This window comes from Methanocella arvoryzae MRE50, assembly GCF_000063445.1.
Lineage (GTDB): Archaea > Halobacteriota > Methanocellia > Methanocellales > Methanocellaceae > Methanocella_A > Methanocella_A arvoryzae.
Genome location: NC_009464.1, coordinates 2,222,750 through 2,245,719, shown reverse-complemented (window position 1 = coordinate 2,245,719; position 22,970 = coordinate 2,222,750). Strand labels below are relative to the sequence as shown.

At 56.4% G+C, this 22,970-nt stretch carries 19 protein-coding genes; 8 read left to right on the top strand and 11 right to left on the bottom strand.

All coding sequences use genetic code 11. From position 1 onward, the window contains the following. The first annotated feature begins 148 nt into the window (after positions 1–148). From RCI_RS11100 to argS, 4 genes are all read left to right on the top strand, one after another. Positions 149–1,120 carry a 5,10-methylenetetrahydromethanopterin reductase gene (locus tag RCI_RS11100; RefSeq protein ID WP_012036533.1) on the top strand — a complete coding sequence of 324 codons (972 nt, stop codon included), beginning with the start codon at positions 149–151 and terminating at the stop codon, positions 1,118–1,120. Positions 1,121–1,508: 388 nt separating this feature from the next. After that, positions 1,509–2,846: an RNase J family beta-CASP ribonuclease gene (locus RCI_RS11095; RefSeq protein ID WP_012036532.1), complete on the top strand. Its 1,338-nt coding sequence runs from the start codon at positions 1,509–1,511 to the stop codon at positions 2,844–2,846. An 836-nt stretch (positions 2,847–3,682) separates the two neighbouring features. Then, the gene (gene prf1 / locus RCI_RS11090; protein WP_012036530.1) at positions 3,683–4,936 is read left to right on the top strand and encodes a peptide chain release factor aRF-1; all 1,254 of its coding nucleotides are present in this window, start codon (positions 3,683–3,685) and stop codon (positions 4,934–4,936) included. A gap of 15 nt (positions 4,937–4,951) precedes the next feature. Continuing rightward, a complete protein-coding gene (gene argS / locus RCI_RS11085) occupies positions 4,952–6,643 on the top strand; it encodes an arginine--tRNA ligase (RefSeq protein ID WP_012036529.1) in 1,692 nt (563 codons plus the stop codon). Between the two features lie 686 nt (positions 6,644–7,329). On the opposite strand, the gene RCI_RS11080 is transcribed toward argS, so the two are convergent. After that, entirely contained in the window at positions 7,330–8,352 is a 1,023-nt protein-coding gene (locus RCI_RS11080) for a DUF1786 domain-containing protein (RefSeq protein WP_012036528.1), read from the bottom strand. Beyond that, a complete protein-coding gene (locus tag RCI_RS11075) occupies positions 8,349–8,759 on the bottom strand; it encodes a Tfx family DNA-binding protein (RefSeq protein WP_231844835.1) in 411 nt (136 codons plus the stop codon). The genes RCI_RS11080 and RCI_RS11075 overlap by 4 nt, the downstream gene beginning before the upstream one ends. A 50-nt stretch (positions 8,760–8,809) precedes the next feature. On the opposite strand from RCI_RS11075, the gene fdhD reads away from it, so the two are divergent. After that, positions 8,810–9,562 (top strand): formate dehydrogenase accessory sulfurtransferase FdhD, encoded by a 753-nt coding sequence (gene fdhD, locus RCI_RS11070; RefSeq protein ID WP_048198497.1) that lies wholly within the window; start codon positions 8,810–8,812, stop codon positions 9,560–9,562. A 354-nt stretch (positions 9,563–9,916) separates the two neighbouring features. On the opposite strand, the gene RCI_RS11065 is transcribed toward fdhD, so the two are convergent. The 4 genes from RCI_RS11065 to RCI_RS11050 all read right to left on the bottom strand — a co-directional run bounded on the left by RCI_RS11065 (position 9,917) and on the right by RCI_RS11050 (position 16,536). Next, the gene (locus RCI_RS11065; RefSeq protein WP_012036525.1) at positions 9,917–10,501 is read right to left on the bottom strand and encodes a DUF3795 domain-containing protein; all 585 of its coding nucleotides are present in this window, start codon (positions 10,499–10,501) and stop codon (positions 9,917–9,919) included. A 70-nt stretch (positions 10,502–10,571) separates the two neighbouring features. After that, complete coding sequence (gene cgi121, locus RCI_RS11060) at positions 10,572–11,084, bottom strand: KEOPS complex subunit Cgi121 (protein WP_048198496.1); 513 nt, start codon at positions 11,082–11,084, stop codon at positions 10,572–10,574. 232 nt (positions 11,085–11,316) lie between these two features. After that, a complete protein-coding gene (locus RCI_RS11055; protein WP_012036523.1) occupies positions 11,317–13,539 on the bottom strand; it encodes an ATP-dependent DNA helicase in 2,223 nt (740 codons plus the stop codon). A 57-nt stretch (positions 13,540–13,596) separates the two neighbouring features. Further along, the gene (locus RCI_RS11050; protein WP_048198494.1) at positions 13,597–16,536 is read right to left on the bottom strand and encodes a PAS domain-containing protein; all 2,940 of its coding nucleotides are present in this window, start codon (positions 16,534–16,536) and stop codon (positions 13,597–13,599) included. A gap of 258 nt (positions 16,537–16,794) precedes the next feature. Here RCI_RS11050 and RCI_RS15890 point away from each other — a divergent pair, with 258 nt between their 5' ends. Then, complete coding sequence (locus tag RCI_RS15890; protein ID WP_052309961.1) at positions 16,795–17,190, top strand: cupin domain-containing protein; 396 nt, start codon at positions 16,795–16,797, stop codon at positions 17,188–17,190. A 271-nt stretch (positions 17,191–17,461) separates the two neighbouring features. On the opposite strand, the gene RCI_RS11040 is transcribed toward RCI_RS15890, so the two are convergent. Next, a complete protein-coding gene (locus RCI_RS11040) occupies positions 17,462–17,989 on the bottom strand; it encodes a DUF367 family protein (protein WP_012036520.1) in 528 nt (175 codons plus the stop codon). A 39-nt stretch (positions 17,990–18,028) separates the two neighbouring features. Here RCI_RS11040 and RCI_RS11035 point away from each other — a divergent pair, with 39 nt between their 5' ends. Next, positions 18,029–18,913 (top strand): UbiA family prenyltransferase, encoded by an 885-nt coding sequence (locus tag RCI_RS11035; RefSeq protein ID WP_012036519.1) that lies wholly within the window; start codon positions 18,029–18,031, stop codon positions 18,911–18,913. 214 nt (positions 18,914–19,127) lie between these two features. Continuing rightward, a complete protein-coding gene (locus RCI_RS11030; RefSeq protein ID WP_012036518.1) occupies positions 19,128–19,790 on the top strand; it encodes a class I SAM-dependent methyltransferase in 663 nt (220 codons plus the stop codon). Between the two features lie 33 nt (positions 19,791–19,823). Here the strand turns inward: RCI_RS11030 and RCI_RS11025 are convergent, their stop codons facing one another. The 4 genes from RCI_RS11025 to RCI_RS11010 all read right to left on the bottom strand — a co-directional run bounded on the left by RCI_RS11025 (position 19,824) and on the right by RCI_RS11010 (position 22,910). Beyond that, positions 19,824–20,510, bottom strand: a complete 687-nt coding sequence (locus RCI_RS11025; RefSeq protein ID WP_012036517.1) for a phosphoglycerol geranylgeranyltransferase — start codon at positions 20,508–20,510, stop codon at positions 19,824–19,826. 18 nt (positions 20,511–20,528) lie between these two features. Next, positions 20,529–21,242 (bottom strand): phosphoglycerol geranylgeranyltransferase, encoded by a 714-nt coding sequence (locus RCI_RS11020; RefSeq protein ID WP_012036516.1) that lies wholly within the window; start codon positions 21,240–21,242, stop codon positions 20,529–20,531. Between the two features lie 92 nt (positions 21,243–21,334). Beyond that, the gene (gene hisG, locus RCI_RS11015; protein ID WP_012036515.1) at positions 21,335–22,192 is read right to left on the bottom strand and encodes an ATP phosphoribosyltransferase; all 858 of its coding nucleotides are present in this window, start codon (positions 22,190–22,192) and stop codon (positions 21,335–21,337) included. A gap of 76 nt (positions 22,193–22,268) precedes the next feature. After that, entirely contained in the window at positions 22,269–22,910 is a 642-nt protein-coding gene (locus RCI_RS11010; RefSeq protein WP_148266603.1) for an SLOG cluster 4 domain-containing protein, read from the bottom strand. Between the last annotated feature and the right edge of the window lie 60 nt (positions 22,911–22,970).

The window sequence follows — 22,970 nt, the reverse complement described above, 5'->3', positions numbered from 1 at the left end:
ATCCCCTTGAGACAGTATCGAAAAATTGACAGCGGCTTAAATATCGGCGGTTTTAGAATTTTTCTTGCGCAGGCCATTAAGTGACAGGTCTAAAACCGATATTCTTTTAAACAAGTATGCTTATAACATAATAACTTGAGGTATAATTATGGCAACTTTCGGCATAGAGTTTGTTCCGAACGTTCCCTACACGGAACTAATCAACTATTGTAAGTACGCAGAAGACAACGGCCTTGACTACCTGTGGATCACCGACCACTACAACAACCGTAACGTCTTCGAGATGCTCGCCCTGATCGCGGACAAGACGTCCCGCATCAAGCTGGGTCCCGGCATCACCAACGCCTTCACTGCCAGCCCGGCAGTCACTGCCTCGGCAATCGCGAGCGTTGACGAGATCTCCAACGGCAGGGCAACCCTGGGTATCGGCCCCGGTGACCTGAGCACCCTCCCGAAGATCGGCATGGCCATGGAGACCCCGGTCGCCAGGCTGACCGAAGCTGTCCTCATCTGCAAGAAGATGTGGGCCGGCGAGGCAGTATCCACCCCGGAGAACAAGATCTTCAAGTTTGCAGGCGCTCAGCTCGCTTACAAGCCCAAGCAGAAGAACATCCCCGTGTACATCGGTGCACAGGGTGAGAAGATGCTGGAGACCGCCGGCAAGATCGGTGACGGTGTCCTGATCAACGCATCCAACCCGAAGGACTTCGCCTTCGCAGTGCCCATCATCAAGAAGGCCGCTGGCGAGAAGAAGTTCGACATCGCTGCGTACACATCCTTCTCCATCGACACTGAGAGCAAGAAGGCCAAGAGCGCAGTCAAGCCCGTCGTAGCGTTCATCGCTGCAGGCTCCCCGGTCCCCGTCCTCCAGAGGCACGGCCTGGACCTCGCCGCAGTCGAGACCATCAAGGGCGGCCTCGCCAAGGGCGACTTCAAGACCGCATTCGGCGCAGTCAACGACGCCATGATCGACGCGTTCTCCATCTACGGCACCCCGCAGGAAATGAACGAGAAGATCGCCGGCCTGACCGCAGCTGGCTGCACTCAGATCGTCGCAGGCTCCCCGATCGGCGCAGACAAGAACAGGGCTATCCGCCTCATCGGCAAATACATCGTATAAGTTCGTACTGTACAGGCCGAAAGGCCTGTGCTCTCTCTTTTTTAGCCACAAAAAACATAGTCCCGGCCTTTCATAGGCAAGCCTTATACCTGACTTATACCGGATAATGTAAGGTCGGTATACAGCTCCGGCAGCAGATACAATTGCCATCTTACCATTATCGACTGCCCAGTCTCCGCTTATGCAAAATTATATATGTGAGTCTGACTATCACGACAACCACGAAATGGATTCGGTAATCCTGCGGGATAGAAATCCGATACTGCCTTCGGCAGTAAAAAGCTCATTTTGCTATAGCCCCTCCCCGGGAGTGGTTCAGGCTGGAAGAAAAGTATCCGGCGCCTGGTAAAATGTCTCATTTGTTCGTCAAGAAAAAGGTGTAATTTTCATGAAAGATGTAGGAATCATAGCGGTCGGCGGCTACGAAGAAGTAGGCCGCAACATGACCGCCATAAGAGTGGGGAAAGAGATTGTCATCATGGACATGGGCGTCCGGCTGGACCGGATCCAGATCCACGAAGACACGGAAATGGAGAACATGCACTCCCTGGATCTCATCCAGATGGGGGCCATTCCGGACGACAAGATCCTCAAGAACGTCGACGGCAACGTAGTCGGCATTGTATGTACGCACGGCCACCTCGATCACATCGGAGCGGTGCCCAAGCTGGCCCACCGGTACAAGTGCCCGATTATCGGCACCCCGTTCACGACTGAGCTGATAAGGCAGGAGATCAAGTCCGAGCGGAAGTTTAAGGTCACCAATAAGCTGGTCCCCATGATGTGCGGCGAGATCTACGACCTGTCCAGGAACATATCAGTCGAGCTCATCAGAGTGCAGCACAGCATCATCGACAGTGCTTTCGCCGCTTTGCACACGCCATACGGCATAATTTTGTACGCGTGCGACTTCAAGATCGACAGGACTCCGACGCTGGGCGAGCTGCCCGACTTCAAACGGCTCAAGCAGATAGGCAGGGATGGGGTGTTTGCCATGATCACGGAAGGCCTTGACTCCGACCACTCGGGCAAGACTCCCTCGGAGCAGATCGCTAAAGACCTCGTCTGGGACGCCCTGCTCGGCACGGAGGAGACCGAGAGCGGAGTGCTGGTCACCACGTTCGCTTCCCACATCGCCCGCCTTACAGCCGTCATAGAGGCGGCAGCGAAGATGGACCGTGTCCCTGTGCTCATGGGCAGCAGCATGGAGAGGTACTATGGCACCGCGCTAAGGATGGGCTACGTGAAAAAGCCCGACAACCTGAAGATCTGCGGCAACCGCCGGGCGGTAGATTCGACTGCCAAACAGATCATCAGGGAAGGCAAAAACAAATACCTGCCCATAGTCACCGGCCACCAGGGAGAGCCTGGCGCAGTCCTCGGTCGCATTGCCAGCGGAGAACTTGACTTCCAGATGGAGGCGGGAGACAAGGTGATCTTCTCCGCAAACGTCATACCCAACCAGCTGAACATCGCCAACCGGTACATGTGCGAGACGAAACTAAAGCAGAGAGGCGCGAGAATTTACGACCGCGTTCACGTCTCCGGCCATGCCTACAAGGAGGACCACTGGGAACTCCTGAGGATGGTCAGGCCCGAGCACGTCATACCCACCCACGGCACACTCAACATGCACACCGCTTACGTAGAGATGGCCGAGGACACAGGGTACGAGTTCGGCCAGACCGTACACATCCTGAGAAACGGGCAAGAGCTGACCCTTTAAAAAGCTCATCCGGCGTGCGGGGGAAAGTTATACCTCGCCGCCCATTTTCTATTTTCGGATTGCTCCTGTGTGGTAGACAGCGAGATGAACGCTGCGCTGTGCGCCACCTGATTGCACATGTTCTATCGAGATAGCAGACGAACGCTGCGCTGTGCAAAGCCTCACAGATTTCACGGATTGAAATAGATTCCACAGATTCCTAATGGATAGCACAGATGATGGCGGATTTCACTGATACATAAAAAATATTATGATCGATTGTCTTATGATTGCATCGGTGTTCGAATAGTATTAGCGTATTCCCTCTGTGATATCGTGTAGTAATCTGTGGATTCAGCAGAGAAATCTGTGGAATCAGTCAGAATCTGTGGCATCTGTGAGGACTAGCACAGCGCAGCGTTCGTCTACGTTAATCTACACTGAGATAACAATATGCGAGTATCACTGTAATAGTGGATAGCACAGCGCAGCGTTCGTCTGCTAATCGCCTTCCAGAACGCCTGCATTCGCAGGCGTTCAAATGGCGAACATCCGAGCACAGGAACTATAACTATACTTACCCTTCGACGCTCGGACCAGCCGTCCCTTCTCATCGCAAATTATATATATTCGCCCCGGGTAAACTCTGTCCAGTATGTGCGTGTATCACGGCATTTTCTGTGGCGACAAAGCGGTCATTCTCAATGTAGCCGTCGCTATCGTGGCCGTGAGGCGTGACTAGCGCACCGTTCTATTTCATTTTGAGGCCAGCTTAGCCTGCCCATTTTTTCGCAGCGAGCGGCTCGCATATCGATCAATTAAACTGAACATTGACTGAACAAGAGGATACGTATCATATGTCGTCCGAAGACCAAAGACACAAGTATGAATTTAAGAGGAAGCTCGAAGAGCTTCGGAATAAGCAGGGCCAGGGCACAGAGCTCATTTCGCTCTACATCCCGCACGATAAGAGGATCTCCGATGTAGTCGCCTATCTCAGGGATGAGCACGGTTCGGCAGCCAACATCAAGTCCAAATCCACCCGGGACAACGTGCAGAGCGCGCTGGAGTCGATCATGGCCAAGCTCAAGTATTTCAAGGAGCCTCCCGAGAATGGGATGGTCATCTTTACCGGCGCTGTGTCGCTGGGCGGCAACAAGGAGTCCATGGAGTCCATCGTCGTCGAGCCGCCCCAGCCTATCACCTCGTACTCTTACCGGTGCGGCAGCAACTTCGAGCTGGAGAAGCTCGAGGAAATGCTGGTGGACAAGAAGACCTTCGGCCTGATCGTCATCGACCGCAGGGAGGCCACCATCGGCACCCTGAAGGGCAAGCATATTACTCCGCTGCGGCACCTGACAAGTACTGTGCCGGGCAAGCAGAGGAAGGGTGGCCAGTCGTCTCACCGTTTCCAGCAGCTCCGTCTCATCGCCATCAACGAGTTCAACAAGCGTGTCGGTGACGCGGCCAACGATATTTTCCTCGCCATCGACAGGAAAGATTTCCAGGGCATCCTAATCGGCGGCCCCACTCCGACCAAGGAAGAGTTCGTGAAGGGCGAGTACCTGCACCATGAACTGCAGCCCAAGATCCTCGGCCTGTACGACGTGGCCTACACGGATGAATCCGGGCTGACCGAGCTCATGGACGCCGCCACGGACACGCTCTCCAACCTCGACGTGGTTAAGGAGAAGAAGCTCCTGGAGAAGTTCATGAAGGAACTGATTGCAGAGCGCGGCCTCGCCGCCTACGGTGAGGACTCAGTCAGGACCAACCTTCAGATGGGCGCCGTCGAGGTGCTGCTGCTCTCGGAGGACCTCAGGAAGAGCAGGCTCACGATCAAGTGCCAGAGCGGCAGCTGCGACTACACCACTACCAAGTCGATCAAGTACAGGGTAGGCGAAACTCCGACCGTGGGCGAGAGGTGCCCGAAGTGCCAGTCGTCTCTCACAATATCGGAGAACATCGACATCGTCGAGGAGCTCTCGCTGATCGCCGAGCAGATGAACACTGAGGTAGAGTTCGTCAGCACTGACTTTGAGGAAGGGGAGCAGCTGTACAACGCGTTCGGCGGCATCGCAGCCATACTGCGGTACCACACAGGCTCCTAAAGAGGGTGTTGAGACATGTACCTTAAATTGTTAGAGGAAGCCGGCCGCCTCATGAAGCAGGCGGTCGCCGACGCCGGCTACACGGTGGAAGACATGAGCCTCGTCGAGTCGCAGCACGCCGACGTCAGCTCGTCGCTGCCCTTCCGGCTCGCCAAGGAGCTGAAAAAGAACCCGAAGGAGATCGCAGCCGCCATCGTGGAAAAGATGGGCAAGAGCGAATACATCGACCGGGTGGAAGCTACAGGCGCCTACATCAACTTTTACGCCAGCCAGAAGTACATCACCGATTCACTGAAAGAAATACTGTCCGAGAAGAAGTTCTTCGAGCTGGAGCCCAACGGCATCAAAGTCATTTTAGAGCACACTTCTGCCAATCCCACCGGGCCGCTGCACGTGGGCAGAGGGCGTAACCCGATCATCGGCGACACCCTCGCCCGGCTCCTCCGCGCCGGAGGCTACGACCTGGAAGTCCAGTACTACGTGGACGACATGGGCAAGCAGGAAGCCACCATCGTCTGGGGCTACGACCACCTGGACCGGATCAAGCCGGGGAAGCCCGACACCGACAAGCCAGACCACGAGATCGTCGAGGTCTACAGGGCGGCCACCGACCTGAGAAAGTCCGACGAGGCTGTGGAGAAGGAGATCTCCGAGATCCTGAACGCCTACGAGCACATGGACCCCGCCACGGCGGTCAAGTTCAGGGAAATGGTCGAGCGGTGCCTCGAGGGCCAGAAGATGACGCTCGCCAGGATGAACGTGTTCTACGACAGGTTTGTGTGGGAGTCCGACTTCGTCCGGGACGGCTCGGTCAACAAGGCCGTGAAAAAGCTGGCAGAATCGCAGTACGCCACCACCAAGGATGGCGCTCTCGCCCTGGACCTGTCGAGCTTCGGCATGGACAAGGAATTCGTCCTGACCAGGGCGGATGGCACCTCCCTCTATACGACGAGGGACATCGCCTTCCACGTCTGGAAATTAGCCCGGTGTGACAGGGCGATCAACGTCCTCGGCGAGGACCAGAAGCTCGCCATGCAGCGCCTGAACGCGGCGTTAAGCATTTTGGGCGAGAAGAAGGCCCCAACCATAGTATTCTACTCCTTCGTCTCGCTGCCCGAGGGCCGCATGTCCACCCGCAAAGGAGTCGTTGTGAATTTGGACGACCTTCTGGATGAGGCAGTCGAAAGGGCTTACGTAGAAGTTGACAAGCGCAGGAAGGACATCCCCGAGGAGAAGAAGAGGCAGATCGCAGAAGCCGTCGGCATCGGTGCAGTGCGCTTTGACATCGTGCGCGTGGCGCCCGAGAAGTCGATCACCTTCAAGTGGGAAACGGCGCTGGACTTCGAGAAGCAGGGCGCCCCGTTCATCCAGTACGCCCACGCCAGGTGCTGCAGCATCCTGGAAAAGGCGAAGCCAGGCGAGTACGATGCATCCATGCTGAGGGAGCCCGAAGAGGCGGCGCTGGTAAAGAAGATCGCCATGATGCCCTACGTGATCAAGAACGCCTCCACCGAGCTCAAGCCCCACGTCATCGCCATATACGCCAGAGAACTCGCAGAAGCATTCAACCAGTTCTACCGGGTCTCCCCGGTGCTCATCGCCGAGCCGGAGCTGAAAGAGGCACGGCTGGCGCTGGTCGAGGCGTCGAGAAAGGCGCTGGCGGCATCGCTGGGCATGCTTGGAATAGCGGCCATAGAGGAGATGTAACATCTCCTCTTTCTATTTTTCAAAACAGAAATAGCTCATAAATGTCGGCGACAGGCCGCCCTAGTTTTAATTCGCAAGGGCGCAAAGCCGCAAAGGCGCAACGCAGACTGTCTCATAATTCATTTTGGTTGCCTGTTAAGATAATCTGCTACCCAAACCTACAACTGTATCCTTTTAGGATGTTCGCCTTTTGAACGCCTGCCTTGGCAGGCGTTCTCGAAGGCGATCCGTATATGATCGCTGCGCTCTGCGTTCTCTGATTGTCCGAATTTGGTGAGACAGCAATACGATCGCTGCGCTGTGCTGGGACACAGATTTAACAGATTGTACAGATTGCACAGATGAACACAAAAGATAGAACAGGCAAGGGTCGCTTTTATCAGTCTGATTCGATGATCATCTGTGTCAATCTGTGCTATCTGAGCAATCTGTGTTCAAGCACAGCGCAGCGATCGTCAACACATCGCCCGCATCGGACGCCTGCAATTGCAGGCGTCCTGGCGGGCGAACATCGGGGATAAGATTATACGGTTTCTCTAAAAAGGATACTTATCTCCTTATTGTATAACGAACACGAATTATGGGACAGCCAGAAAGGCGCAAATGATAAACATTACAGTAGACTTCTTAGCGTCTTTGCGACCCTGCGCCCTTGCGAACTAAAATCAACCAGTCTTTGGCTGGCGTTAGGCTTTTAGAGCCTGATAAGCTCTTATCATACCCACAGGCCCGACCATGTAGACATCGTCCAGCGGCGAGGCGAACTTGATCGGCAGCTTCGTCTTGAGCGCCAAATCCCGGCGGGGGCCGGTGGCGATGATGGAAACGGGCTTTACTGGCTCTTTGACGTATGCCCCATGGCCCTCATCCTCGAAGATTTCCTCGTTGGTCAGGGTACCTTCCGCCAGCTTTTCTAAGTATAGCCTCATTTTGGCGGGCGTCAGCGAGGCGGTGTGGTGCTCGAATATTCCCACGATCGTGCCGTCCTCTGCGATGGAGGCGGCGGTGGTGTGGCCGTTGCCCACGTCCATGACGATGGCGGGCAGCTTTTCGCCATATAATCCACCGTAGATGCCGGCGATCTTGGTGTCCATGACGAGGACGTTCTCATAGCCCTGATCTTTTAAAGACTGGATGACTGCGCTTACCCGTGAGAACTTGTTCGTCTTCTTCGTGAAGATGAAGTCCTTGAATGTGGCGCCCTTCCTGACTTTTTTGCCAATGTGCTCGAACCTGAACTCCCGGTCACTCATGCCTTTCGGGGCCACGCCGTGGTCCTGTACAGCCACTGCCACGACGATGTCTTTGGGCAAGGTGTAGTTCAGCATGGCGAGGCCGGCTTCCCAGGCTGTCATGTCGACGTCCATCAGCGTCAGTTTAAGGTAAGAGCCTTTCATGTCCGACTCGTCGCCGATCTCGATGCCCCTTTCTTTGACCTGCTCCAGGTCGTCCCGGACGGTGCGGGCTGCTTCGGGCGTCATGACTACCCGGTGCTTCTCTGTGTGGGCTCTCAGTGCTCCGGTGATGGCTCCTCCGCCCATGACGTAGCCGTCGCAGAAAACGTCTTTTCGGGATTTGCGGATGCGGGAGGCGAAGAGCTGGGTCGGCGCCGGCATCACGAGCTTAACGGCCGGCTTTGACAGGCGATAGTCTGAGATAAGGATGTCCTGAGTACCTGAGCCTACGTCGATGGCGAAAACGTCGCTCAAAGCAGGGTCACTTCTCCGGAGTTGGTGATGTCCACTTCGAAGTCCCGGACTACCATGCGGTTGGATATGGCGTCGCTCTTCTCTTTTTTGATGAGGGTGATCAGCCCGATAGAGTCGGTGCGCACATGGACGCCTGACCTGTCCGCCTCGGCGAACACGATCTCGGGGATGGTCATGACGTCTGTGCCTTTTTTCACGGTGATGCGGACTGGAGAGATGACGCTGTTCCACTCTTTGATCGTCTCTTTGGAGCGCTCGATGTTCTCCTTCGCCCTCTTCTCGATGAGGCTGATATTCGCCCTGGTGGTCTTAATGCGCTTCGCGATCTCTTCCTGGGTGAGGCCTGCCTGTCGCAGGCGAAGCACAGTAAGCTGCCGTTTGGTGAGGAATGATTTATAAGCCATCATGAATTCATATGCTTATACTGACATTAAATCTTTGGGTAGGTGAGAGGCTAATGGAAACGGTCATGGAGTACGCCTCTGTCAAGATTTCGAGAAACGGCAAAGAAGACGCAATTGATCCGGTCATGATCGAGCAGACCATTGACCTCATCATCAACGGCACCAAACTCTCGTCCATAGTGACTACCCCCGATCTCCACAAGGAGCTGGCGGTGGGCTATATGGTCACTGAGGGGGCAGTCAAGGACAGGGGAGACATTGAGGACGTCATGGAGAAAAACGGCCAGGTCTTCCTGAAAGTCAGGTCATTCGAGCACTTCGACCTGTGGTACGAGCTCCGCTCGTCCGGGTGCATCGGCGTCAACTGGGAAAAGCGGGACGAGGACGTACATCTGCCCGTCGATCAGCAGTTCAAGGTTGACGTGCTGCTCGACAGCATGAAGTACCTCTACGACGAGACCCAGGACAGGACTAAGGGTGCCCACAGCGCCAGCCTCGTGGATGCTGAGGGGAGGCTGAAGTATAAGGCGCTGGACATCGGCCGGCACAACGCCATCGACAAGGTCGTGGGCATGGCCACCCTAAACGGTGACGACCTCTCTAAAATGTTCCTCATTTCTTCTGGCAGACAGCCCGCGGGCATGGTCATGAAGGCGGTCAGGGCAGGCATCCCGCTCATAATGTCCAAGGCAGCGCCCATCAGCTCAGGCATCGACAGCGCCCGCCGGACGAACATCACGCTGTGCTGCTTCGCGAATACGGAGAAGCTGAAAGCCTTCTCAGCGCCGGAACGGATCATTATTTAGTTTTAAGGGCGACGGGAGACAGTAAGACGAACGCTGCGCTGTGCCAATCCACACAGATTCCACGGATTACGATTGATTCCACAGATTCCTCTGCTGAATCCACAGATTACTACACGATATCACAGATAGAATACTCTATAATAATCGATCACCGACAGCAATCATAAGACAATCAATCAGAATATTATTAGTTATCTTTGAAATCCATCAGTATCATCAGATTCTGCATCATCTGTGCTATCCATTAGGAATCTGTGGATTCTGTTTCAATCCGTGAAATCTGTGAGGTTTTGCACAGCGCAGCGATCGTCTTACTATCTCACCACACAGGAGCAACCATATACTACCATCGTACTATTTTCTCAACTTTAGCGTAAGCCCTTTTTCTCCGGCCAGCCTTTCGAGGATGGCCCGCATTCTCCGGGCCTTCTCTCCGGCTTTCAGATCGGCAGGGATTTCGCTGCCTGCAGCAAGTGCAGCCTGGATCGCCGCATCGTCCAGGAGGGTGGCCGCTATGCAGAGAAAGCTTCGGGACCTCCCGTCGTCGTAGCCTGCTATCAGTTGTCTTAGCAGTTCGCAGCGCTTTTCCTGTGCCTGCTCGAACGCTTCGAGCCCGTGTTTCTGCTGGTAGGCGATGTTATCCTCCAGGCGGGCGTAACAGACAAAGGAGTCGCGCTCTTTACCTGATTCCCTGTGCTTTTTCCAGCGTTCGCAGTGCTCGCCTTCCTTGCAGTCAACGCAGGCTTCCACGCCTTTCTTGCGGGCGCAGGTGATGAAGGGGCAGCCTGCAGCCGTGCGACTCTCGGATTTGCAGCCTCCGCACCGGCTTTCAGCCGTAGAGTGGTACCGGGGGCAGAGGCGGCAGGACAAGCCGCAAATGCCGGTCGCAGGATATTTGAATTCCAGCGCTTCAGGCGGATATCTGGATTTGGAGTTCAAGGTGACCAGCTCTTAAAAGGTGAATTGGCTGCTGGCATAATAAGAGATTGCCTGCTGCGTTTTGAAACTATTATTTCTCGAACTCTAACAGCGCCGACCGTTCTCTGACCAGTTCAGGTATCCGGTCGCGGCCCACGATCTCGATCTCCGCCGGCGTGATCTCGTAAAGCTTCATCAGCAGAAGGTCTTTATCATGCGAGTAGTCGACGACTTTTTCGTCTACGGCATCCAGCAGTTCCATAGCTGCCGGCAGGGCTTTTTCGGCGTCGTCTCCTATGATAAGGATGGCCACGTTGTTGTCGCCCTGTTTGACGCCCAGGTCGAGCGCTCTTTCGATCTGCCTGCGGCCCCTGAGGTAGAGCATGATTTCCATACCCAGGTCACGGGCCAGGTTTCGCTTCTGCCTGAAAGACTCGATCGCCTTTTTTGTGGCGTACTCCAGGTGCATCCTGCCTGCAATGGCGTCTGCGTTCACGGCCTGCACGGTGACGCCGTAGCTGGCGCCGATGTCGGCTGCGGCTTTGAGAAATGTTTTGACGTCGGCGATGTGTTTCTTTCCGCCGGTGATGATGAGGGGAGCCATCACTGTATAGATGGCCTGGAAACTGATAAAAGTATCCCGGAGAGGAGGGCGGGGAGCTGGAGTCGCAAGAGTTAGAATCGTTTTTAAGGTGTCGTTTTTATAAGCGTTTTTATTCGCGTCTTCGGCGGTCCCGCGCCCATGTTCTTTTCGGGCTGCGTTCGCAAATAGCTTCTCTTGCTGTCCAAGCGCTGGGGACTGCCAGCCACGTTTAAATGGCTGCTACGGATAAGCTTCAGCCGTCGAAACTGAAGAGCGTGCTCTGGCCGGACACCTGGGGCTGCTCCTCCGTCTCCGGGGGGGTATGATCAACTTTTCTGCCCAGCTGGCTCATGATGCTGACGGCGAGCTTGTCCCCGATGCCCGGTATGGCTGCGATAGCGGGGATTTCTGCGGCTTTGAGCTTATCCCTGCTGGTGTAGCCTGCGTCGTAGAGTTTTCTCGCCCTGACGCGGCCTACGCCTTTCAGCGTGATCAGGTCGAGCAGTTCGCGGCTGGCGCCGTTTTCTATCCTGATGGCCAGTTCTCTTGCCGTGCGAGTGGCTGGCGCCCCGAGCAGGGCGGATATTTCTGCGGTGCCGTGCATGAGCCAGGTGCATGTTTCCATGAGGTTCCTGATGTCTCCGGGGCCGATGTTGAAGAAGGTGGTGATGGCTTCCTCGCTCTTCTCGTTGATCCACATTTCGGCCAGCGCGGCGGTTTTCACGCCTGCGAGGAACTGCTCAAACTCCACGTCGTCGCCGTAGCTGTCGGGCACGTCGGAGAGGAAGTCGGACGCGTGCTCGTCGGCATACCGGATGATCCAGGAGTAGTCGCCCCGGCGCAGGTACAGGGATTTGACGTCGGGGGTGGAGCAGATGAGGTGGAGCAGGCCGAATTCTGCCACGTCGGGCCGTTTTTTCGCCTTCTCGAGGCCTTCGGCTATGAGTGCGGCTGAGAGGGGGTCGATGTAGAGTTTGGATACCAGCGAGCCGAGATCGGTGGCTTTTAGGCTGCCGCCTTTGCTTTCGATGATCATGTTCTCTTCGAGGAGGAAGTTCAGCACGTTGTCGATGACGTGGGATAAGTCTCCTCGCTGGTAAGCGAAGAAGGTGGTGTCCATGAACGCCTTCAGGTCCTGGCGGCTGCGGCAGAAGTCTGTCGCCACTGCGGAGAGGGCGTGGGCCCGCATGGCGGGCTCGGTGCCGAGCTTTGAGGTGATGTGTTCGGGGTCGGCGTTGATGTAGTTCTCCATGAGTTCCCCGAACTCGTCGTAGTTTTTGGCGATTAGGACGGCTTCCCCGTAGGGGTCGAGCCTCGGCCTGCCTGCCCGGCCGGCCATCTGCTTGTATTCCAGCACGGGGATGGGGACGCTGCCGTAGTTCACGTCGAACCGTTTGTAGTCTCTTATGATCACTCTTCTCGCCGGGAGGTTGAGGCCTGCGGCCAGCGTGGGTGTGCATGCGATGACTTTGAGGATGTTCTGCCTGAACCCGTCTTCCACTATGCGGCGGTGCTCTCCCTTGAGGCCTGCGTGGTGGAAGGCGACGCCGTTGCCGACGCATTCGGCGAGCTTCTCGCAAGTGTCAGTTTCCGCGTGGCGCAGGACGTCCTGCTTGAGCTTCGCTAATTGCTCCTTCTCTGCGGGCTGGAGCTTTTTCGAGAGGGAGCGGGCGACTTTCTGGGCGATGCTTTCGCTGCTCTTCCTTGTGTTGGCGAAGACGAGGCACTGGCCGCCCTCTTCGAGCGTGTCTGCCACCAGCGAATTCACTTCGTCGGGGCCGGCGTTATTGACGGTGCGCTTTTCTTTTTTGAAGGTGATCGCCCGGCCGTAGAAGACGCCTTCCTTCAGGGTTGTGGGCCGCCATTCGCTCTGGACGAGGGCGGCGTCCATCCACTTCGCCAGTGCCTTAGCGTTGCCTATCGTCGCGGACAGCGCCAGGATCTGCAGGTTCACGTTGATCTTCCTCAGCTTGGCGAGAGTGACCTCCAGGGTAGGCCCGCGGTTTGGCGAGTCTATGAGGTGGACCTCGTCGGCGACGACCACGCTCAGGCCGGACAGCCAGGACGCGCCGTTGCGGAGCAGGGAGTCGGTTTTTTCTGATGTGGCGACTATGATATCCTTCTCTCCGAGGTATTCGTCACGGGAGTCGAAGTCGCCTGTGGCGATGCCGACTTTGACGCCGTCCGGCTTGATCGGCAGCTTAGAAAATTCTAGAAAGCGGTCGTACTTCTCGGAGGCCAGTGCCTTCAGGGGCACGATGTAGATCGCCTTGCCGCCTTCGGCGATGGACTTGAGCATAGCCATCTCCGCCAGCAGCGTTTTCCCGCTGGCCGTCGGGATGGCGGCGAGCAGGTTTTTGCCGTCGAGCAGCCCTTGTCTGATCGCTTCAGCCTGGGGCGGGTAGAGCTCCGGGATGCCGGACCCGGTGTAGAAATCCTTTAGTGCCTGGGGCAGGTTAAGCTCGGCGATCTTCATATGCTGCATGTGATGGTGGTATAGTAAATCATGTTTTTGCTAGGAGGGTGAAAGTTTTCAGAGGCTGGAGCCCGGCTCAGAATCAGGCTGAGGGCGGCTCCTCGAGGCGGGGCCGGGTTTCCTGCCTTCCTGCCGGGTTTCGGGCTCTGCGGCCGTTGCCCTCTTCTGATCTTCGGGGGAGTTGTCCTGCACGAATACTATCGCCTCGTCGCCTCCGCAGGCGACGCAGCTGGCTTTCTGGTACCACGTCTGGCCTGCGGCGTCGAACTGGTATTCGAAGGTCTGGGGCTTTCCGGTCTTTAGCGCCCGGTTGACGTTGAAAATGAGGATCCGGGCCAGGTCGATGGGTAAGACTTCGTAGGCGTTTTTGGCCACGATGTCGTCGGGCTTGGGGAAGAGATGGTTCCCGGCTTCTACTTTGCAGTCGAGGAAGTGGCCGACTTTGTTGACCAGTATGATCGTGCCGGGGGCGGCGCTCATCAGGGCTTTCATCCGGGCTTCGCTCCTGAGCAGCGCGTTTTCAGAGCGTTTCCGTTCCGAGATGTCCCTGCTGACTCCCCTGTAGCCTCTGAAGGTGCCTGCTTTGTCGAAGATTGGCCTGCCGCTGTATTCCAGCGTCGCCAGGGTTCCGCCTTTGCCTATCAGGGTTGTCCGGAGGTAGGTGAACGGCTCGCGGGTGAAGTACAGCAGGTCGATGGCTTTCTTGAACCGCTTGGCTTCGTCGGGGTACATCAGGTCGTAGAGTTTCTTGCCGATCACTTCTTCGGGCTCGTAGCCCAGTATTTCCCTGATTTTCGGGCTGGAGTAGGTGAAGACGGCGTTTTCGTCCGCCTCCCAGATCCAGTCGTTGATGTTTTCGGCTATGCTCCGGAATTTTTCCTGGCTCTCGCCCGCCGCCTGCTCTGCCCGCTTGCGATCGGTGATGTCGAGCATGCCCACGACCGCGGAGACGACCTTTCCCTCGGGGTCGACGATCGGAGTGCTGCTCATGAGCACGGTGACGGTGCTGCCGTCTTTCCGCCTGATGAGGACTTCTTCGTTCCGCACGTTTTCCCCGTGCTGCAGCGACCGGTAAAGGGGCTGCCGTTCATCCGGCAGCACGGATCCGTCTGGCTTGAGGAACTCGTAGGGACGGTTTCTGCCGGGGCTGGCGATTCCCATGACCGGCCCGCTCAGGATTTCCATCGCTTTAGTGGTATAGTAGGAGACCTCGCCGGTTTCCCGCTGGACGACCACTACGCCGATCTGGATGTTTTGCATGATAGCCTCGAGGGTGTTGTGGGCGTGGGTGAGCGCTTCCGTCCGCTCCAGCACCCGGTTTTCCAGTACCTCGTTGGCTTTCACCAGCTCGTCGTTGGCGTGTTTCAGCGCTACTTCCACCATCTTTCGCTCGGTGATGTCCTCCTCTACGTCTACGTAACGGATGATTTCGCCGTCCTTGTTCCTGACAGGGGAGACGGATGCCGAAACCCAGTATAGCTCGCCGTTCTTTTTCCGCTTGGACAGCTCCCCCCGCCAGTAGTTGCCCTGGCGGAGCGCCCGGTTCCGCTCCTGGATCTGCTCTGAGGTCAGGCTGGCGGCGTTGATTTTGTGGGGGTCGTAGCCCTTGATGTCTTCGAGAGTGTACCCCGAGACCTGGGTGTATTTGGGGTTGACGTAGTCGATCTTTCCCCGGGCATCGGTGATGATGACGATGCTGGGACTCTGCTCCACAGCCCTGGACAGCTCTATGAGCTTTTCTTCCGCCAGCTTACGTTCAGTGATATCTCTGAAGGCCCCGACGATTCCGACGGGGTTGCCTGCGGCGTCGCAGATGATGCTCGTGTTGAGCTCTATCAGCATTTTTTTGCCTGACTTCGCATGTATCCATATCTCCACGGACCTGCGCTCGTCCCGGGATACACTTGAGAGGATGCTTGAGACGATTTCCCCGCTCTCTTCGGCCACGAGGTTATTAACGGGCGTGTTCAGGATATCGTCGGGGGCGTAGCCGGTCAGTTCGGTAACGCGGGGATTGAGGTAGGTGCAGGTGCCGGTCAGGTCGGTCGTGAGGATACAGTCGTTGACAGAGGTCGTTATCGCCCGGTAGTTCTCTTCAGATTCCTTCAGCAGTCCATGAACCCTGGTGAGTTCGACGTTCTGCCGGTTGATCTCGGCAGTCTGCTGCTGGAGCAACTCATGCTGTGCAGTCAGGCTCGCGTATTGCTGCTGCAGCTCCGCCTCCATCTTTTTCTGGGCGGTGACGTCCCGGATGGATTCGATGGCCCCGATGACGTTGCCCGAGTCGTCGTATAGCTTGCTCGCGGTGCAGTGGAGGATGACTTTCCGGCCCTTCAGGGTTGCATCGGCGGTCACTGCTTCGAACCTGCCGTTCACGACGGAGATATCGGTGTACCTGTCCCGGAGGTCGTCTGCGGTGAGGTTCACGAGGTTCAGCAGGAAAGACCTGCGATAGCCGTAAAACGGCACCGCATACTCGTTATCGCCCTTCCCGATCATGTCAGCCGCTTTCACCCCGGTCATGTCCTCGATCGCCTTGTTCCAGGCTACGACCCGGCCGTTGTTGTCGATGATCAGCGTGGCGTCAGGGTAGAATTCGATGACGTTGGACAGCTGCCGCAGCGACTCGCTCAGCTTCGCCCGGGACTCAGCCAGGTCATCGTGTAGCTGATCCTTACGCTCTGACAACGTGCCGATCACGTAGGCTATGATAACGAAAATCAACGCTCTGATGACAGGCTCGGGCATTATCGTGTTGTACGCCAGCCAGCCGAGATAGATGTGGAGCAGCCCGAGGAACACTGCTATGAGCACCCCTTTCCGGTGGTACCAGACGCCGGCGAGGATGATGGGCACGTAGAACAGGTGAGTGTACACGATCTCGATGCCAAGGCGGAGGTTGATGTATATGGCGAGGAAAATAGTGATGACCAGCGTCGATCCCAGGATTAGCTCCTTGTATTTACCAGATAACCGAAAGCTTAGCTTATCTGCCACGACATCACCTCTGACAACCCTATAACTGCAATTCCTCATATGTATACCAGCCTAATTACTATTATGGTGGCTACAGGGGCATGATGGATCGAGAGGGATAACTCACTCATGCAGAGCCAATCGGCAGGCTTCTGTTCTATAGCCCCTGCATGGCAATCGAGTTTCGGGCGGATGGTGGATGGTGGATGAGAAGAATCGGCGCGGTTCAAGTGGCACGCTATTATAAACGCAGATCATTGATCACTGTATGTGAGTGACATGATGGAGACGCCGATTTACAAGGGGAAGCCACCAGCCGTGCACAACGTGGACGATTACCGCAGAGGGCTCAGAAACCGGCCCAACGAGTCCACGATAGAGGTGACAGCCCAGCATAAGGTCGATCTCTGGACGATCATGCCCGGGCTGACAATGCCAGAGCACCTGCACCCCGGATCAGAATGCGTGTTGCTGGTCATCGACGGCAGAGGCGACATCACCATCGCCGGCCAGACCTCCGACCTCAAAAAAGGCAGCCTCACCATCATCCCGCCCCATGCCCACCACAGCGTCCGCAACACCGGGCCCGACCCCCTCGTCATTCTCACCACCCAGGGGCCCGGACCCTTCGAGACCAGAGTAGAGGAAAGCCCGGGATCGGAAAAGATATACTGAGAGATGGCTCACAGTGAACGGCTCACCACAGAGACACAGAGAAACACAGAGAACGGCTCACCACAGAGACACAGAGAAACACAGAGACTTACAATATTATTGATTATGCACTTGCCCAATTATCAGAAAATCTCCGTGGTTCTCTGTGCCTCTGTGATAAACCAAATCTCTGTGAGCCTCTGTGCACCTCTGTGCCTCTGTGGTAAAACAGCCACTCCGTGAACCTCGATGGTTAACTATATCCTCGGGTACTCAGTGGTTTAAGCAGAGTTCAGTCAGGCATGAAGTCCTGCTGCACTCGTATAATATCGGCAGAATCGGTAGCTTCGGCGTAAGCTTCCAGCGGCTCGTGGTTTAAAATTAAGAATGTTTCTCCCCACTTGAACTTAGAGGCGACTTCCCTGGCCTGGTCTTTGAACCCCAGGATGTAGAGCGCGGCGACGAAGGCTTCTGCTGAGTTGAGCATGAAGGGGCGGCCGTAGTTGACGGGGTTGGAGGCCAGGAGATATGGTAGAGCCCGGCTTTGCATGTGCTTGCTTTTGAGCAGCGGGAAGACACGTTCCACTTCTTCCCAGGTGCAGTCAAGTACTACGATCCCTTTCCGGGAGAGGTCGCGGTCCGCGGGTGAGAGCGCTTTGCCCGCGTTGGGGTCCATGAGGATGGCGCCTGCCGGAAGGCGTTCGGCGGTCTCGTACATCCTGACCAGGCCGAACTGCTTCATGCGCCGGGCGGAGCACTTTTTGGGGTCGTCCTGCCGGGCGTGGTAGACGTAAAGCGGCACACTGTTACCGTGGCTCATAGCAACCGTTTTATACCATCATCATGCATTAACGTTTGTATGCCGGCCTCGCTGTCGAGAAAGCTCAAAGCCTACTGGGATTTGACCCGCCTGGAGCACGGGCTGATCTACGCGGTCAGTTTCGTTGTCAGCCTGATCATCGCCTACAGAGGATTACCTGACCCGACAGTGGCACTCGCCGGTGCCATAGCGGCCACTGCGGCGGAAATGGGGGCTTTCGCGCTCAACGATTACTTCGACGTGGAGGTCGACAGGAAGAATAACCGCACCGACCGGCCCATCGTCAGAGGGGAGGTCTCGAAGAACGAAGCACTTGGATTGACCATAGCCAGTTTTATCGTAAGCATTGTTGCCGCATACTTCATAGGCAACTGGGGCGCCTTTGCAGTAGTCGTCGCAATGATCGTGTTCGGCATCCTGTACGACTATAAGCTAAAGGAGTACGGCATCGTCGGGAACATATACATCGCTTTCACGATGGCGGCTCCGTTCCTGTTCAGCAGCATGCTGTTCAACAGCTCTCCGATCCTGCTCCTGCTCGCGGCCATGGCATTCTTCCTCGGGCTGGGAAGGGAGATCATGAAGGGCATCATGGACGTGGAAGGCGACGCGCTCAGGGACGTGAAGACGATCGCCCGGGTGTTCGGGGAAAAGACCGCCAAGTATACTGCGGTCGCCCTGTATGTTATCGCCATGCTGCTCGCCCCGATACCGTTCCTCGTCAACCTCGTGCCGGAACACCCGACTTACTATCAGAACTACCTGTACGCAGCCTTCGCAGGCATCTCAATCCTGATCCTGCTGTACGTGACTTACAGCCTGATAGCCAGCCACGAGCGGAAGACCATCAGCAAGGCCAGGAAGACCACCATGATAGCGATGGGACTGGCGCTGATTGCGTTCCTGGTGCCGGCGCTGCTCTGATAGATTTGCGGCGCCAGGCCGCCTTGTTCTTAGTTCGCAAAGGCTCAAGGACGCAAAGACGCTAAATTGTTCTGATGTATCTTTGCGTCTCTGTGCCTTTGCGCCTTTGCGATATAAAACCGAGGCCTCCCGGGGCCGAACAGATTATGGCAGGTGCGATGGCGGAAAAGTTCGGCAAACGGCTATATTTTCGCTATGAGAAACTCTGGCTATAATGTCGCTGCGCAGCTTTCTTGCCCGCATTGAGCCCGAGGCAATACCTTTTCCGTTTTCCAGAGTATATTTAGCTATAAGTAGCTCTAAGATTTTCGAGGATTTCTACAGTGCGGTGGCCAGCCAGGTGGACGAGCACATGAAGGCCGGGCGGGTGCTTGATGTCGGCTCGGGGCCGGGGAGGCTGCCAATAATGCTGGCGGCCAGGAATCCGAGGCTGTATGTGGTGGGCCTGGATCTGTCCGGGGACATGGTGAAGATCGCCTCTGCTACCGCAGCTAAGAAAGGCCTCCACAACGTAGAGTTTCGGCAGGGGAGTGCGGATACGCTACCCTTCGGGGATAGGGAGTTCGACCTGGTGATCAGCACGATGTCGTTCCACCACTGGAAGAAGCCGGATCAGGCGCTGGACGACATATACAGGGTTCTCCGGGAGGGCGGCGAGGCATGGATCTACGACATTCCCCGAAACGTCGATCCGGAAGTGTTCGGACAGTTAAAAAAGAAGTATGGCTTCTTCAGGGCCTGGGCTCTGCGTTTGCACGCTTACATAGAGCCGTTCTATACGGAGACAGAGGTGCTGAAGGTGGCGAAGGAGTCGCGCTTCAAGAGGTGGGAGCTGAAGCATACAAGCCTGGCGTACAGGCTTATGCTATATAAATAAATAGTACCGGCGGCTGTGCGCCGGCATGCCTGGTTATTTCACTATCGTTTCTTTGAGCTTCTCGATGCCGCCCTTCTTGTAAACAGCGTTGCCGACGACGATAGTGTTGGCATACTTAGCCATAGTTTCCGCCTTCTCCCTCGAGTCGATGCCACCGCCGTAGTACAGTACGGTGTTGGTCAGCTTTTCCCGGACTGCCTTGACCAGCTCAGGGTTGCCGTAGGTGCCGCTGTACTCGATGTAGACGACGGGGAACCGGAAGAACCGGTCTGCGAGCTCCGCGTAGGCTGCCGCTTCTCTGGGGCTGATGCCGGTCTGCGCCCGGGTGACGATTGCGACGGCGGAGAGGGGGTTGAGGACGATGTAAGCCTCGGGGATGACCTTGTCGAGTACCTCGTCAGGGTAGTTCTTGACGAAGTCCTTGTGGTAGCCGACGGCGAATTTTGAGTATTTGGTGTTGAAGATGGAGGGGACGAAGATGAAGTCCACGTCGTTCCGGATGATCGCAGAGACCGATGGCTCCAGGACCTTGGGGATGCTGTATTCGGCCAGCATGTCGATCATGTTGCCGACGTTTTCCTTCGTGATGTTCTGGGTGCCCGAGATCATGACTGCGTCTGTGCCCGAGTCTACGATAGCGGCGATGTCCTGCCTGGTGATCTTCTTGTCCGGGTCCAGCTTTGTTACGTGTCTCCATTTCTTCCAGTCAATTGGTGCCATAATCGATAGTCCCCGGTGTTATTTGACGATGGTCTCTTTGAGTTTTTCTATGCCGCCTTTCCTGTAGATTGCGTTGCCGACGACGATGGTGTGGGCGTACTTAGCCATGGTTTCCGCCTTCTCCCTCGAGTCGATGCCACCGCCGTAGTACAGTACGGTGTTGGTCAGCTTTTCCCGGACTGCCCTGACCAGCTCGGGATTGCCATAGGTGCCGCTGTACTCGAGGTACATGATAGGGAACTTGAAGAGCCTGTCTGCCAGCCGGCCGTAGGCTGCTGCGTCTTGCGGGCTGATGCCGGTCTGCGCCCGGGTGACGATTGCGACGGCGGAGAGGGGGTTGAGAACGAGGTAGGCTTCCGGGACGATGTTGTCCCAGCTGGAAACCGGGTGGTCCCTCAGGAAGTCTTTCTGGATGCCGACGAGCCATTTGGAGCTTTTAGTGTTAAATACCGACGGGATGAAGATGAAGTCCACGTCGTCCCGGAGGACGGCGGAAACCGAGGGCTCAAGGACTTTCGGTTTCCTGTACTCGGCCAGCATGGTGACCAGATTGCCAACGTTTTCCTTCGTGATGTTCTGGGTGCCCGAGATCATGATGGCGTCAGTGTCGGTATCCATGATCGCCGCCACGTCCTGCTTGGTGATCTTCTTGTCCGGGTCCAGCTTGGTCACGTGTCTCCATTTTCTCCAATCTATAGCTGTCACAGGAATCCTCTTCTTAGCGTGTATCATTTATCAGGGCATTACAGCCCATAAACTTTTGCGTCTCTGGCGTGGCTGCCGTGTCAGCATATGGATTGCCATCGGGCCTTTCAAGGTCAGGCTTACCTGACGATCCGCTCGATGGGCACGATCAGGATATCCCGGGCCCCGACTTCCTTGAGGTCGTTGATCACCCTGTAGATCTCATTCTCCGGCACCACCGCGTGGACGGCGCACATCGGCGAGTCGGCCTCGACCTTCAGCACTGTCGGGCCGGCGAGCCCGGGCAGCTTCTTCTTGACGGCTTCAAGCGCCCCCTCAGGCACGTTCATCATCAGGTAGCGTTTCCCCCGGGCTTCGATCACGCTCTGCAGGGCGAGTGTGATCTCGCTGATCTTCCTGCCGTCCTGGGCGAGGCTGGCCTTGCTGGCGATGAGCCGCTGGGATGTGCGCAGCACTCTGCCGATGATCTTGAGACGGTTCATGGACAGCGAGGTGCCGGTGGAGGTCAGGTCGACGATGGCGTCGGCCACGCCTATGTGGGGCGTGATCTCGGTGGCGCCGCAAACCTCTACCACGTGTACGGATATGCCTCTGGTGGCGAAGTATTTCTTCGTGATCTCCGGGAACTCGGTGGCGACCTTCTTGCCGGCCAGCTGTTCCGGCCGCTCTATGGCGGATGCTTCGGGCACTGCCAGCACGAGTTCGGCTTTGCCCATGCCCAGGTCGAGCAGGACTTCCACGTCCGCGCCGGCCTCCTGGATGAAGTCCTCGCCGGTGATCCCGAGGTCTGCTGCCCCGTTCTCCACGTACCCCGGGATGTCCCGGGACCGGGCGAACAGCATGGTGATGTTCTCGTCCACCGTTTTCGCGAACAGGCTCCTCTGGGAGTGCTCGATCACGTGCAGGCCCGCACCTTCGAACAGGCTCATGATGGGCTCGTAAACTCTTCCTTTATTGGGCAGCGCTATCCGTACCATATGCTCTCGATGTTAATAATGCCTGGTTGCATATAAGCCTTTATATTAGCCCGCATGGAAGGCCCCGGTGATCAGTTCATGCCGTCGACGGCGACCGGTAATACTTTAGTAGCTCCAGCTTCTCCAGCACCTCGTTCTCCGATTCGACTCCGTAGACCTGATCGTCCGCTACGTCGGGCCTGTGGTGCCGGATGCCCATCGGGTGGTCGGCAACCCTGCCACTCCAGCCTTTCACCCGGTAGGCGATGATCAGTTTGTCCAGTGCCCACGCGTGGGCGAGCTGGGTCAGGGTGCCGGAGCCTCCGCCGATGGCGATGATGGCATCGCTGTGAGGGACGACCACGTCTCCCGACATGCTGTCGGTGAAAGACATGCAGGCCTCATGGAAGTGCGCCGGGTCGCACGGGTGCTGTCCCGGCAGTACGTTGATGACGTCGTCGCTCGAGTACCATGCTGATATGCATGCTCCCCTCGCTGCCGCTTCTGCAACTCCACCTGATCCGCCGGTTATGATCCTGTACCCGTTCGAAGTCAGCGCGTACCCCAGCCAGTAGGCGAGCTCATAGTTATCCGAGCCGTATACTGCCCGCGAGTCACCGATGATTCCGATGAGCGGCTTTCGATTGATCAGACATTCTATACTACCATTGTTTGAACATAGTCCAGGCTGAGCATGGTATGATGTAACCCAGCCTGTCCCTTCCATCCCCAAAGACATAGCTGCCGTAAAAATCGTTAACTTATAAATATATAAGTCGTTTGGTCCCCGTATGAAAAG